General features: G+C 64.7%; 9 protein-coding genes. 5 read left to right on the forward strand and 4 right to left on the reverse strand.

Annotation, left to right across the window (positions count from 1 at the left end; translation table 11 throughout):
- Positions 1-658, forward strand: a 658-nt coding sequence (locus ABQE89_RS25110; protein ID WP_448421760.1) for a cadherin-like domain-containing protein, incomplete at its 5' end; no start/stop codon positions are given.
- A 115-nt stretch (positions 659-773) separates the two neighbouring features.
- On the opposite strand, the gene ABQE89_RS25115 is transcribed toward ABQE89_RS25110, so the two are convergent.
- Together ABQE89_RS25115 and ABQE89_RS25120 are read right to left on the reverse strand one after the other, a co-directional pair.
- Positions 774-1,544, reverse strand: coding sequence for an SDR family NAD(P)-dependent oxidoreductase (locus ABQE89_RS25115; RefSeq protein WP_448421762.1), 771 nt, complete (start codon positions 1,542-1,544; stop codon positions 774-776).
- Between the two features lie 66 nt (positions 1,545-1,610).
- A complete protein-coding gene (locus ABQE89_RS25120) occupies positions 1,611-2,201 on the reverse strand; it encodes a DUF1330 domain-containing protein (RefSeq protein ID WP_448421764.1) in 591 nt (196 codons plus the stop codon).
- A 347-nt stretch (positions 2,202-2,548) separates the two neighbouring features.
- Between ABQE89_RS25120 and ABQE89_RS25125 the strand changes: the two genes are divergently transcribed.
- The 4 genes from ABQE89_RS25125 to ABQE89_RS25140 all read left to right on the forward strand — a co-directional run bounded on the left by ABQE89_RS25125 (position 2,549) and on the right by ABQE89_RS25140 (position 10,923).
- Positions 2,549-4,405, forward strand: coding sequence for a glycoside hydrolase family 2 protein (locus ABQE89_RS25125; protein WP_448421767.1), 1,857 nt, complete (start codon positions 2,549-2,551; stop codon positions 4,403-4,405).
- A 1,049-nt stretch (positions 4,406-5,454) separates the two neighbouring features.
- Positions 5,455-7,371 carry a cadherin-like domain-containing protein gene (locus ABQE89_RS25130; protein ID WP_448421769.1) on the forward strand — a complete coding sequence of 639 codons (1,917 nt, stop codon included), beginning with the start codon at positions 5,455-5,457 and terminating at the stop codon, positions 7,369-7,371.
- Positions 7,368-9,953 (forward strand): cadherin-like domain-containing protein, encoded by a 2,586-nt coding sequence (locus ABQE89_RS25135; protein WP_448421771.1) that lies wholly within the window; start codon positions 7,368-7,370, stop codon positions 9,951-9,953. The genes ABQE89_RS25130 and ABQE89_RS25135 overlap by 4 nt, the downstream gene beginning before the upstream one ends.
- Positions 9,954-10,098: 145 nt before the next feature.
- Positions 10,099-10,923, forward strand: coding sequence for a DUF8017 domain-containing protein (locus ABQE89_RS25140; RefSeq protein ID WP_448421773.1), 825 nt, complete (start codon positions 10,099-10,101; stop codon positions 10,921-10,923).
- A gap of 3 nt (positions 10,924-10,926) precedes the next feature.
- On the opposite strand, the gene ABQE89_RS25145 is transcribed toward ABQE89_RS25140, so the two are convergent.
- On the reverse strand, positions 10,927-11,784 hold the full coding sequence (locus ABQE89_RS25145) for a pseudouridine synthase (protein WP_448421775.1): 858 nt from the start codon (positions 11,782-11,784) through the stop codon (positions 10,927-10,929).
- On the reverse strand, positions 11,781-13,532 hold the full coding sequence (locus tag ABQE89_RS25150) for a glycerol-3-phosphate dehydrogenase/oxidase (RefSeq protein ID WP_448421777.1): 1,752 nt from the start codon (positions 13,530-13,532) through the stop codon (positions 11,781-11,783). The genes ABQE89_RS25145 and ABQE89_RS25150 overlap by 4 nt, the downstream gene beginning before the upstream one ends.
- Between the last annotated feature and the right edge of the window lie 26 nt (positions 13,533-13,558).

Genomic DNA, 13,558 nt, shown 5'->3' on the forward strand with positions numbered 1-13,558 from the left:
CGTCACCATCACGGTCAACCCGGTCAACGACGAAGCACCCGTGACCGTCGACGACGCCTATCAGGTTGATGAAGACGGCACCCTCACTATCACCGGGCCAGGCGTCCTCACTAATGACACCGACTACGACAACGACTCATTGACAGCGGTGTTGGTGGACGGACCCTCGAACGGCAGCCTGACGTTGAATGCCGACGGGTCGTTCACCTACACCCCGGATGCCGACTTCTACGGCACCGACACCTTCACCTACCTCGCCAACGACGGCACCGCCAACGGCAACACCGCCACCGTCACCATCACCGTCAACGCCGTCAACGATCCACCCGTTGCCAACCCGGATAACTTCCACGCAGGAGTGGGTGGCGTCCAACTAATTGGCCTTCAGTTGAAAATCACTGCATCGGTTCCTACAGGGTCTGGTGCGCCCAACGTGTTGTCTAATGACACCGACCCCGACGGCGATCCACTGACAGCACAACTGGTCAGCGGTCCGAGCCACGCCCTATCCTTCAACCTAAACCCGAACGGCACCTTCACCTATACGTCATTGGCACTCGGCATCCCAGACAGCTTCACGTACCGCGTCTGGGACGGGACGACGTGGAGTGAACCGCAAACAGTAATAATCACCGTTCCACTCATATTGGAGTTGTGACCTAACCGTCCTCGGTATGCAATAAGCCAGCCGCCCTGGTATCTCCTTCGCCAGAAGCGGATCGCTTCGCTGCAACCCGCAGCACAACAAGGACCTTGCCCATCGATGCTCGACGCTAGCGAGGCGTTCCGCCACCGTCGACGATGATGACCGTTCCGGTGATATAGCTTCCAGCGTCCGACGCCAACAGCAGTGCCGCACCGATCATTTCGTCTGGCGTGGCCAGCCTCTTCATCAGCGTGCCGCCGACCATCGCGTCGACGGCCGCCTGCGGATTCTTGCGCATCATGTCGGTGTCGACCGGGCCCGGCGCGATGGCGTTCACCCGGATGCCGAACTGCACGAACTCGGCGGCCATCGACCGCGTGACCGACATCAAGGCCGCCTTGTTCGCGACGTATATCGACATCGTCGGCGCGAAATTGAACGCACCCACCGACACCATGTTGATCACCGCCGCGTGCTCGCTGGCCTTGAGATGAGGCAACGCGTGCTGCACAAGAAAGACGGGACCCCGCAGGTTCACCTCGTGCGACTTCGTCCACGCCTCCGGCGTCATCTCCCCCAGCGGCTGCGCCAGGGCGTTCGCAGCGTTGTTCACCACGACATCGATCCCGCCGAACTCCTCGACGGTCCGCTGCACCAGCGCCTCGAGATCCGTGATGTCGCCGGAGTGCGTCGGCACGCCGATCGCTTTGGCCCCCAGTTCCCGCAACTGCTTGGCGGCCTGCTCGCAGGCGTCGGCCTTGCGGCTGGCCACCACCACATTGGCGCCGGCCAGCGCGAACCCCTCGGCCAGCGCCAACCCGATGCCCCTGGTACCTCCGGTCACGATGACGGTGCGACCGGTCATGTCGAACAGCCGGTCAAAAGTCGTCCGATCCACCCGCACAGTCAAACAGATGACCGGCCGGCCGCGGCTGCGGATGCCGCATCCCACCGTCGTCCGAGCTCAGCCGCCTATGCTCCACGTCGACGTGGCGATCAGGTCGCCGCGGGTCAGCGCGTCAGCGCGGTACTCGTGAATCTTGAGATACTGCTCGTCGGTCACCATCTCCAGAAACGCCGCAGGCGACGGGTATTCCACCACGAGAATCGCGTCCCACCAAAGCTTTTCTCCGTCGCCGATGATCTGCGCAGGCGCTGTACCGGCATAACGTACCGTCCCACCCACCCGCCGCAGATGCGGTCCCGCCTCCTGCACATACCGCAGATAACTTTCCCTGCCCCCGGCGCCGAACTGCAGCAGGTTCACCATCACGACGGGCTCGTCAGCAGGTCTCGCCGCCAGTGCCTCGTACTGATCGGGTGTGGGCTCCAGCGGTGCGCTCATGCCTAGATGCAGCCCGAAACGCTGACCCGTCGACCCACGCTCGCGCATACGTTCACGTTCGGCGCAGGCGGCACGTAGTACGGCACCGGTGCCGGCGGTGGAGGCGGCGGTGGTGGTGGGGGTGGCGGCTCGCCCGGCGGCGGAGGCGGCGGTGGAGGGGGTGGCGGCGGAGGCAATACGTCGTTGAGATACGACAACGGGTCTGCGCACCCGGTCACGTCGACATGCCGACCCCCGACCGACCCGCAGAGTGTCGCCTCAGCCGAGGGCAAGCTGACATTGACCAGGCCCGCGACGAACAGAAACGCCGCGACCAGCAACCCTGCCTTACGCAATCTCCCCCTCCTTCAGGACCTCGTAGTCGGCCCTCCTTGATTGTGCCCGTCTGGGCCCCCTCGCGTCGGCAAAACGAGCGCGGAAACCCATCTCGACGGCACGGCTCGATCTCGGTATGCTCCATCCGCCGACGGCTCCACACGCCCGGCTTTGTCCAGTGCCGTGTCAATCTTATTGAAGGACAACTTGTTCGAAGCTTTTGCACCGTCTGGCCTGCCTCTATGAGAGCGAAACGCATCGCGCGTTTCGTCACGGTCGGGTTGGTACTGTTGGCGCCGGTGATGACGGATGTGCCCGCCCACGCGGCCAGCACCTGGAGCGCCAAGGAACCGGTCTTGTCGACGCCGTGGACGCACGAGGTGGGGCCTGCCAATGCGCTACCTGAATACCCACGCCCGCAGATGGCGCGGTCGCGCTGGCAGAACCTCAACGGAGTCTGGGACTACGCAGGCAGGCCGGCCGCGGATGTCACTTCCCGACCCCCGGCGCCGGCCGACTACCGTGAGCAGATCCTGGTGCCATACCCGCCGGAGTCGGCGCTGTCCGGGGTCGAGCGCCACGACGACCAGATGTGGTATCGCCGAACTTTTCGGGTCCCGGACGGCTGGGCCGATCAGCGCGTGCTTTTGCATTTCGGCGCGGTCGACCAAGTAGCGACGGTGTGGGTGAACGATCGCAGGGTGGCCCATCACGAAGGCGGCTACACGGCGTTCAGTGCTGACATCACCAGCGCACTGCGGCCGTCGGGTCTGCAGGAATTGACGGTCCGCGTCGAGGACCGCAACGACACCAATCCGTTTCCGGTCGGCAAACAGAGCAACCGGCCAAAGGGCCTGTTCTACACCGGTGCGTCGGGCATCTGGCAGACGGTGTGGATGGAGCCTGTGCCTGCCGCCCACATCGACAAGCTCGACATCACTGCGGACCTGACCAGTTTTGCTGTCCGGCCGAAGATTTCGGGTGCCGGCGACCAACGCGTGGAGGTCACTGTCGCCGCACCGCAAGGCAAACCAGTCGCGAGCAAGTCCGGGATGCCCGGCGAGACGATACGGATCGCGGTACCGAAGCCGCGGTTGTGGACGCCCGATGACCCGTACCTCTACGACGTGACGGTGCGATTGGTGGATGCGGCGGGCGATGTCGTCGACGAGGTGTCCAGCTACGGAGGATTGCGCACCATCGGCACGGTCGACGACGCGCGGGGCAGATCGCGAATCGCCCTGAACGACAAGATCGTCTTCCTGCACGGCCCCCTGGACCAGGGCTACTGGCCCGACGGGATCTACACCGCTCCCACCGATGCCGCACTGAGGTTCGACCTTGAACAGACAAAGGCATTGGGATTCAACTTCGTGCGTAAACACATCAAGGTCGAGCCGGCGCGGTGGTACTACTGGGCGGACAAGCTCGGACTGCTGGTCTGGCAGGACATGCCGTCGCTGCCGTTGACCGCCTCGATCGAAGGGGTATGGGGCCCCGCGCCGGATCCGGAGTTGGAGGCGCAAGTCAATTACGAGAGCGGGCTAGCGGAGATGGTGGACCAATTGCGCAACGTCACCTCGATAGTCGCCTGGGTGCCGTTTAACGAGGGTTGGGGCGAGTTCGACACCGCCCGCATCGCCAATGCGGTCAAAGCCATGGACGCCACACGGATGGTGGTGCCCAACAGCGGGACGAACTGCTGCCAATCGCGCACTGACACCGGCGCAGGCGACGTTTACGACGATCACACCTACGTCGGGCCCGGTCGCCCCGAAGTAGACGACGGACGGGTGACCGTCAATGGTGAATACGGGGGTCTGGGCCTGGTAGTCGAACAAAACAGGTGGCCCGGACCTCCGATGGCTTACGAGATGACCGACAGCAAGGAGCAGCTGACCAAGCGCTACGTCGAAGTCAGCCTCGACTTGGAGCATGCGATCCACACCCACGGTCTGTCAGGAGCGATCTACACCCAGACCACCGACGTCGAGAACGAGGTCAACGGCTACCTGACCTACGACCGCAGGGTGATGAAACCAGACCTCGGGGTGGTGGCCGAACGAAACCGCGCCGTGATCGCCGCCGGATCCCGGTGAACTAGTTTGCCTAAATCGCAACGGCTGGCCCGTTTGGCGACCCGAGATGCCTGGAAACCATCTGCCGTCATAGGGTCACCAGCTTTGCCAGCGATATATAATTGACGCTTTCAGCTAAAATTCGCGATCACAAGTTCAGCTTTCCAAATCCGGCGCATAGCGCGGGAGCTCATGACAGACGGCACTACAAGCCAGCAGGTATAACCCAGGTTACGCTAGCATTCGCGAGCCATCTGATTGCGTTGGGAAAATGTCGCCGTCGCCGCCCCCGGCCCCCGCACCGCGCATCAGCAGCGAATTGCTTTGCTGGCGTGAACCCCTTGCCAGCAGCTCATCGAAAAGAGTAGGGAAACCCCTGATTCCCTTCTCGCAGAGATCGTCGTATGTTTGCTGCATCGGTGAGGGCGTCGTCGCTCAGCGGTCGGCACATGGTCACTGCATCGGTCCCGGGGGAATCCGAGCAGAGGGGTAGGGATCATTGCCATCAGCGGACCTACTGCGGGCCGCCGCCCAACCCGAGGCCGTCCGATCCGCTGGTTCGGTTGGGGGGAAACGAACCGGCGGATCGGATCGCGGTTTCTGTTCGCGCGAGGGCCGCGAACCGAGCGCGTTCGCCCTTCTTGACGACTCGTGTGCATCCGCGATTACCGCGACGGGACTGATCTTGCTCGTTTGCCCTTCGCCAGGCATGCGCTTCGTGACGTGACCCCCTGATCGCCATCGACCGACCATTTTCGAATAGCTGCTCCACCAGGGCAAATTGACGGTCTGACGAATTCCGAATTATGGCTAACGCAAAGATTCGGTTGAGTACGTCATCGTCAAACAGTGAAACACCGTCGGTAACAACGGAGACTGTTCGCATTCGCAACTGTGGTGGCCAAACTGGCCCGGCAACTTGCTCAGCCAGTCGAACGCCGAGCAGCAAATCACTTACCCGTCACGTGCTTGCCCAGATCGGCGAGGGGAAAACATAGGGAAATCCCCGATTCCTTTCTTCGATATCGGACATAGCTTTGCTAGACGACGCCGACCGATCCGATGAGGACTTGGACATCAGCGACGCCCTAACCGAGTTGGATGGCGCCAAGGGCGAAAACGGGCTGCCCGGAGCCGACGGCGCCGATGGTCAAAACGGTGAAGACGGTCAGACGCCGCCCCCGTCGCAGGCCAATCCCGTCGCCAACCTCGGAAATACTCCACCCGGTCAGGACAATGAGGGCAGCCGCAGTGGGTCGACATTGACGACACTGTCTGCTGAGCAATCCATTCCGTCCCATAGCGTCAAACAGGGCCTACCGTTCGACGACGACCACGCTGTCTCGACGTTGACCAATCTCACGGTGCCGTCGGGGTCCGGTTTCAGCGGCGGTGGGCCAGTCGATCAAGGCCAACGGTCGGCGCTGACCACACAGAACGAGTCTGCGTTCACCACGCACACCCAGACCGGGTTGTCGCAGCGGTCCGTGACCAATCCAGCCGCCGCGGTGACCAGCGTGATCACCTCGTTCGTCACCGCGTTGCTCTCACCGTTGCTGTCGACGGGGCCCTCGGCGCCCACCGAGCCGACTCTGTTGTGGGCGATGCTGGCCTGGGTACGCCGCGAAGCCGCCCACACATTGGGCGCCCTCGCGCCGGCGCCCGCACCGTTGCAGACCGAGCTGACAACCGAAACCCCCGTGGCCCCAGCCGGTTTGATGTCGATGAGCAGCGCGCCGATGTCATTTGCAGCGCTGACTGTTCCCAACACCGCGCCCGTCGCCTACAACGACCCGGCCAAGGTGCTGTCCGAGGACACGACCCTGGTCGTCACCGGACCGGGCGTGTTGGCAAACGACACCGACAAAGAGAACAACCCGTTGACTGCCGTACTGGTCACCGGCCCGCGCAACGGCGCGGTAAACCTCAACCCCGACGGCTCATATACCTACACGCCCAATGCCGACTTCTACGGACAAGACACCTTCACCTACCGCGCCTTCGACGGTGTGGCCTACAGCGGGGTCGCCACCGCGACCTTCGCGGTGACCCCCGTCGCCGATGCGCCAGTAGGCGTCTCCGACAGCTATGTCACACCGGTCAAGACCAAGCTCAACGTGCCTGTCAAGGGTGTGCTCGCCAACGACACAGATGTCGACACCCCCACACTGACGGCTCAACTGGTATCCGGCCCCAGCCACGGCACGCTGAGCTTCCTACCCAACGGCGCGTTCAACTACACGCCGGCGGCCAACTTCACCGGAATCGACACCTTCACCTACCGCGTCAACGGCGCCGGCCAGTTCAGCGCACCCGCCACCGTGTCGATCAAGGTGGGGATCAACGATCCCGTGGCCAACAACGACGCGGCGAATGTAAACGAGGGCCAGAGCACCTCAATCACCGTGCTGGCCAACGACACCGACGCCGACGGCACCGCGACAGGCACCAACGCCCTGGTACCCAACACCGTCACCGTCGTCACCCAACCCGGCCATGGCATCGCCACGGCCAATCCCGACGGCACCATCACCTACGAGAACAACGGCGACGAAGACGCCACCGACTCGTTCACCTACACCGTCACCGACAACACCGGCGCGGTCTCCAATGTCGCCACCGTCAACGTGACCATCAACGGTGTCAACGACCCGCCTGTCGCCTTCGACGACGAGGACGCCACCGACGAGGACACCGCGGCGACAGGCAATGTGCTGACCAACGACACCGACCCCGACGGCGACGCCCTCTCGGTTACCACCACCGCCCCCATGGTCGGCCAGTACGGCACCCTCACCATCGACGAATCTGGTGCCTACACCTACACCCCCGGCCACGGCACCGTGGTCGGTTCGGGTGGAGGCCAATTCACGCTCACCAACACGGCCCAAGTCAGCCAGGGCACGTACTTCAGCAATTACTACGTCCAAGGCAACAAGCCCTACGTTGCCTCAGCTTCGTCCCACAGACCACCGGAACCTATGTGATCCGGCAGGTCAACATTCCGCGCGACACCACACTGTTCGTCTACAACGGGACCTTCGATCCCAATTCCGAAAACACCAATCTGATCACCCGTGACGACGACTCCGGTGGCGGCCCGATTGGCCTGGAACCGCAGGTCACTGCCAACCTCACCGCGGGGCAGACCTACACCATCGTCAACTCCACCTTCGGGACCGGAGGCAGCCTCAACCTTCCGCTGACGTTCACCTCGAGCGGACCGGCGATAGTCGGCGGCGGTAACGCCGCGGGAGGGGTCCTCGATGACGGCGAAACCGCCGAGGACGTATTCGATTACATTGTCAGCGATGGCGTTTCGAGCGACACCGGCACCCTGCGCATCACCGTCACCGGCGTCAACGACGCTCCCGTCGCCGTCGACGACGTCATCCCCGGCACCGTCAGCGCGGACTCCACCACTGCAGTCACTTACAACGTGGTGGCCAACGACATCGACGTCGACGGCGAGGCGCTCAACGTCTCCGCTGTCGTCAACGACCCGCCGGCCTACGGAACCGTGGGCTTCTCCGGCGGCACCGTCACCTACATTGTGGACACCAGCCACGCGACCCTACGGGGCCTCGACACGGGTGAAACCATCACCGACACCTTCACCTACACGGTGACCGACGGTGACCTGAGCGACACGGCCACGGTCACGGTCACCATCGTCGGCGTCAACGACGCCCCGGTGGCCAATCCCGACGCATTCTCGGTCGGCGAAAACTCCCTCACGGGAACGACTTACAATGTGGTGGCCAATGACACCGATGTCGACGGCGAGGCGCTCTTCGTCTCCGCCGTGATCAACGACCCACCGGCCTACGGCGCCGTGAGCTTCTCCGGCGGCACGGTCACCTATGTTCCCGATGCGACCAATCCCACGGTGCAGGGTCTCGATACCGGGGAGATCCTCATCGACACGTTCACCTACACCGTCTCCGACGGCAACCTCACCGACACTGCCACTGTCACGGTCACCATCACCGGTGTCAACGACGCCCCGGCGGTGAGCACGAGCCCGGGCACCACTACCTACACCGAAAACGGTTCGCCGGTCGCTGTCGACTCGAATCTGACATTGTCCGATGTGGACTCCCCGACTTTGTCGGGGGCGCTGGTCGCGCTTGCCGGCGCCCAGCCCGGCGACGCCCTGGCCTGGACCCCACCGGCGGGATCGACCATCACGCTGCACCCCGACAGCACCGGCGAGTTCCTAGCACTCACCGGTGACGCCTCTGTGGCCGAATACCAAGAGGCTCTGCGCAACGTCACCTTCACCACCGCCGGCGATGCCCCCGTCGCCGGCGAGCGCACCATCGGCTTCGCCGTCTTCGATGACCAATTCGCGCCCAGCAACGGCGCCACCAAGACCGTCACCGTGGTCGCCGCCAACGATCCCCCGACGCTGAGCACCAGTGCGGGCAGCACCACCTACACAGAAAACGACGCACCGGTGCCCGTCGACCCCGATCTGGTACTGGCCGACCCCGACTCGCCCATCACGCAGGCCTGGATTGGCATCGACGGCGCCCAACCCGGTGATGTCCTGACCTGGACGCCGTTGCCGGGCAACATCATCCATTTGCACCCGGACAGCAGCCCGACTTTCCTGGTGCTGACCGGCACCGCGTCTGTGGACGAATACCTCGAAGCGTTGCGCAACATCACCTTCACCACCGCCGGGGATGCCCCCGTCGCAGGCGAGCGCACCATCGGCTTCCTGGTCTTCGACGACCACAACGCCACCGCCACCGCCACCAAGACCGTCACCGTGGTCGCGGTCAACGACGTGGTCGACGGCACCCCAGACACCTTCACGACCGCTCCCTTCCCCGGCGGATTCAACGCCGTCGCGGGGAACGTCTTGACCAACGACCCCCTCGACGCTGAAGGCGGTGTTCGGACTGTGCAGCTTGTCAGCGGCCCGGCGAACGCCGTCCCCAGCACGTTCTCGCTCGATCCAGCGACCGGCGACTTCTTCTACATCGCACCGGAATCGGCGGGCGAGGACAGCTTTGCCTACCGAGTGTTCGACGGCACCGAGTATGGTGCCTCGACCATCGTGACCATCGCTCCGCCGCTGGCCGAGCCTGTGGTGCTGGTGGATCAACCGTCGGCGACGTGGAGTACCAGTTGGTGCTCGCCGTGCGACCACGCGGACGCCACCACCTTCGGCTCCTTCACTTTGGACAACGACGCCACGCTGACCAGCGGACGTTTTGCGGTACTCAGCACACAGCCTGCGGACGACTTGAAGATCACCATTTGGGACTCGCCGGGAGGCACAATCCTATACGAAACCGACGTGCCGAGTGGGCAGTACACAACGGAGCCGGGTGGGGACCCGCCGGCCGGTTACCTGACCTATTGGGCGGTGGTCGATCTGCCCGCCTGGGCCCTCGATGCGGGCGACTATTACGTCAGCATGTACAGCACCAACGCCAGCGCCTTCGGCTGGGGCAGCACCGGCGGCGTTGGGGACGACGTGGTGCGCTTCAACGATGGCAGCCTGATGTTCACCGACCGTTACGTCGGCTTTCAGCTCTACGGCCACGAAGGCTGAGTCGATCGGTAGTGAGGTGCGGTAGTCCCTGTTCGGAAAGTTCAATGCGGAAGAGGCAACTCGCGAGCAACAAATCGGGATAATCACCAAGGGCGAACCACGTTCATCCCGGCCCAACTGTACGGAGCGTCCCTTGAATCAACCGATGCCAGGCCCCATGGATCCGCGCCATGACTACCCCGGATATGTGCCTGGGCAAAAGCGCCGCCCGCCCTGGCTGGCGATCGCGTTGGGGATCGCGGTCGTCATCATCGTGGTGCTGTCCGCGGTGTTGATCACGCAGTTCAAGAACGATCCGGCCGATGAACCCGCCGTCGCAGCGCCCACCCCGACGTCTGAGGTCCGGTCGGCGCCTCCACAGGGCACCGGCACCACCGAACAGTCGATGACCTGTGAGGGCTACACCGCGAATGTCGACCCCGGGTCCCAACCGGGTTGGCACGCAACGGTGAACCGGCTCGGCCTGGCCTACGCCGCCCCGCCGGACTGGTCGGTCGCGGCGTGTGGCGTCCGCATGGGCTGGGCCAAGCCCTGCCCGCAGGGCCAGTGTGTGGTCCGCGAGATCGGCGCCCCCGCCACCGTCGCCAACCCGGCGTGCCCGAAACAGAACATCGCGATGGCCGGCGTGGCGAGTTCGAAGAATCCGGACATCGGCGCGGCTCTCGACGAAGAACTCGCCACGGTACCGGCCATCTACGAGCAAAACGGCCAGGTACCCAAGGTCGAGTACACGCCGGTGCGGGATTTCACCATCGGCGACCATCCGGCCGTGCAGCGAGTTGCCACCGTCACCGGGATAGCGACCGATGACTGCAACGGGCCGACGGCACTGCACAGCATGGTGGTCACCACCGTGCCCAACGTCGAGGGCTCCGTGGTCTTCCTCATCTCCCTGCGCGAGGGTGTCAACGCCACGCCCAAGCCCGACGTGATCAACAAGATGGTCGACACGTTGCGCAGCCCGGCCTGAACCTCACACTTCGCGGCTGCTCACGAACTCCCGCCCCCGACCACTGATGGGGTCGTCGAACTCAAGGCGCTTCGCCAGCAGGTGCAGTGGCCGCGAAAAGTCGTCGGGTGCCACGTCGATCACCGTCGGATACAACGGATCACCGATGATCGGCAGTCCCAGCGACGCCATGTGCACCCGCAGTTGGTGCGTGCGCCCGGTCCGCGGGGTCAGCCGGTACAGGCCGTCGCCCACCGACTCCACCAGCGTCTCGGCATTCGGCTCGCCCGGCTCCTCGATCGCTTGTAAGACCCCGCGCCGCTTGATGATTCGGCTGCGCACCACACGCGGAAACTCCAATTCCATCTCGTCGCGAGCCCTTGCGAGGTATGTCTTCGACACCGAACCCTGCGCGAACATCGTCTGATATGGGCCGCGGACCTCACGCCGCGTAGTGAACAGCAACACCCCTGCCGTCAACCGATCCAACCTGTGCGCCGGGGACAACTCCGGTAAGTCCAAAGCGCGCCGCAACCGGACCAACGCCGTCTGCGCCACGTGCCGGCCCCGCGGCATCGTTGCCAGGAAATGCGGTTTGTCCACCACCACGATGTTCTCGTCGCGATACAGCACCGGGATGTCGAAGGGCACCGGCACCTCGTCGCGCAGATCCCGGTACAGGTAGACAAACGATCCGGCCGGCAACACCGTAGCGGGCGTCACCACCGTCCCGTCGGCGCAGACCACTTCGCCGGCAAGCACTTTCGCCGCCGCATCCGCACCGAACCGCGACGAGAGCTCCACCAGCACGGCCCCGCCGCGCAACCGCACCCGCGCCGGCCCCAGCCCGTCACGCACCGGCAGCGGCGGGACACGCCTCAATTCAGCGGCACCGGTTCGAGGATCTCGGCCCGCGCCTCCGGCGCCGCGGCGCGCAACGCGTCGGCCGATTCGTCGTCCGGTTCCTGCTGCGATCGCACCTCGGCGTCCACCCGCGCCAGATACGTCGCCACCTCACGGTCGACATCGGCTGCGCTCCAACCCAGCACCGGCGCAACCACTTCGGCGACTTCGCGCGCGCAGTCCACACCGCGATGCGGGTATTCGATCGAGATCCGCATCCGACGCGCCAGGATGTCCTCCAGATGCAACGCACCCTCGGCAGCCGCGGCGTACCACGCCTCCACCTTCAGATACACCGGCGCCTCGGTGATGGGCTCGAGCAGATCCGGACGAGCAGCGCCCTCCTCGCCTGCCATCTGGAGCACCTCACCGATCAGCGAGCCGTATCGGTCCAGCAGGTGCCGCACCCGATATGGATGCAGATCATGATGGGCCCCGACACTTTCCGTCTGGTTGATCAGTGCAAAGTATCCGTCGGCGCCCATCAGCGGCACCTTCTCGGTGATCGAGGGCGCCACCCGGGCGGGAATGAACTCGGCGGCGGCGTCGATCGCATCGGCACCCATCACCCGGTACGTGGTGTACTTGCCGCCCGCGATCGCCACCAGACCGGGCGCCGGCACCGCCACGGCGTGCTCGCGGGACAGTTTGGACGTCTCCTCGCTCTCCCCCGCCAGCAACGGGCGCAGTCCCGCGTACACGCCGTCGATGTCGTCGTGGGAAAGCGGCGTGGCCAACACCTTGTTGACCTGTTCGAGGATGTAGTCGATATCGGCCTTGGTGGCCGCCGGGTGAGCGAGGTCCAGATTCCAGTCGGTGTCGGTGGTGCCGATGATCCAGTGCGTGCCCCACGGGATCACGAACAGCACCGACTTCTCGGTGCGCAGAATGATCGCGACCTCGCTGACGATCCGGTCGCGTGGCACCACGATGTGCACCCCCTTGGACGCCCGCACCCGAAATCGCCCGCGCTGCTTGGACAGCGCCTGGATCTCGTCCGTCCACACGCCGGTGGCGTTGACGACCACGTGCCCGCGCACCTCGGTGACCGACCCGTCCTCGGAGTCGCGCACCTCCACGCCGACCACCCGGTCGCCCTCGCGCAGCAGCGCCACCACCTGCGTCGAGGACCGCACCACCGCTCCGTAGTGCGCCGCGGTGCGCACCACGGTCATGGTGTGGCGGGCGTCGTCGACCACGGTGTCGTAGTAGCGGATGCCCCCGATCAACGACGAGCGCTTGAGACCCGGCGACAGCCGCAGCGCCCCTGCGCGGGTCAGATGCTTCTGCGCCGGAACCGATTTCGATCCGCCCAGCTGATCGTAGAGAAAGATGCCCGCCGCGACGTAAGGCCGTTCCCACCACCGTTTGGTCAACGGGTACAGAAACGGCAGCGGCTTGACCAGATGCGGTGACAGCGTCGTCAACGACAACTCGCGCTCGTAGAGCGCCTCGCGCACCAGACCGAATTCGAGTTGCTCGAGATATCGCAGCCCGCCGTGGAACATCTTCGACGAGCGCGACGACGTGCCCGAGGCGAAGTCGCGGGCCTCGACGAGCGCCACCTTGAGCCCCCGCGTCGCCGCGTCCAGCGCCGCCCCCGCGCCCACCACACCGCCGCCGATGACGACGACGTCGAACTGCTCGCTGCCGAGCCGCTCCCAGGCTTCTGCCCGTTGTTCGGGGCCGAGCAGCGTCTGGCCGCTGGCCGGAATCGGGTCACTCACCGGAAGCACTCCTAGTTACTCGTCGG

The organism is Mycolicibacterium sp. XJ1819, from assembly GCF_053483675.1.

Excerpts from the sequence above, each read along its gene's own strand:
- ABQE89_RS25140 (WP_448421773.1), top strand. The coding sequence starts at position 10,099 with ATGCCAGGCCCCATGGATCCGCGCCATGACTACCCCGGATATGTGCCT.
- ABQE89_RS25125 (WP_448421767.1), top strand. The coding sequence starts at position 2,549 with ATGAGAGCGAAACGCATCGCGCGTTTCGTCACGGTCGGGTTGGTACTG.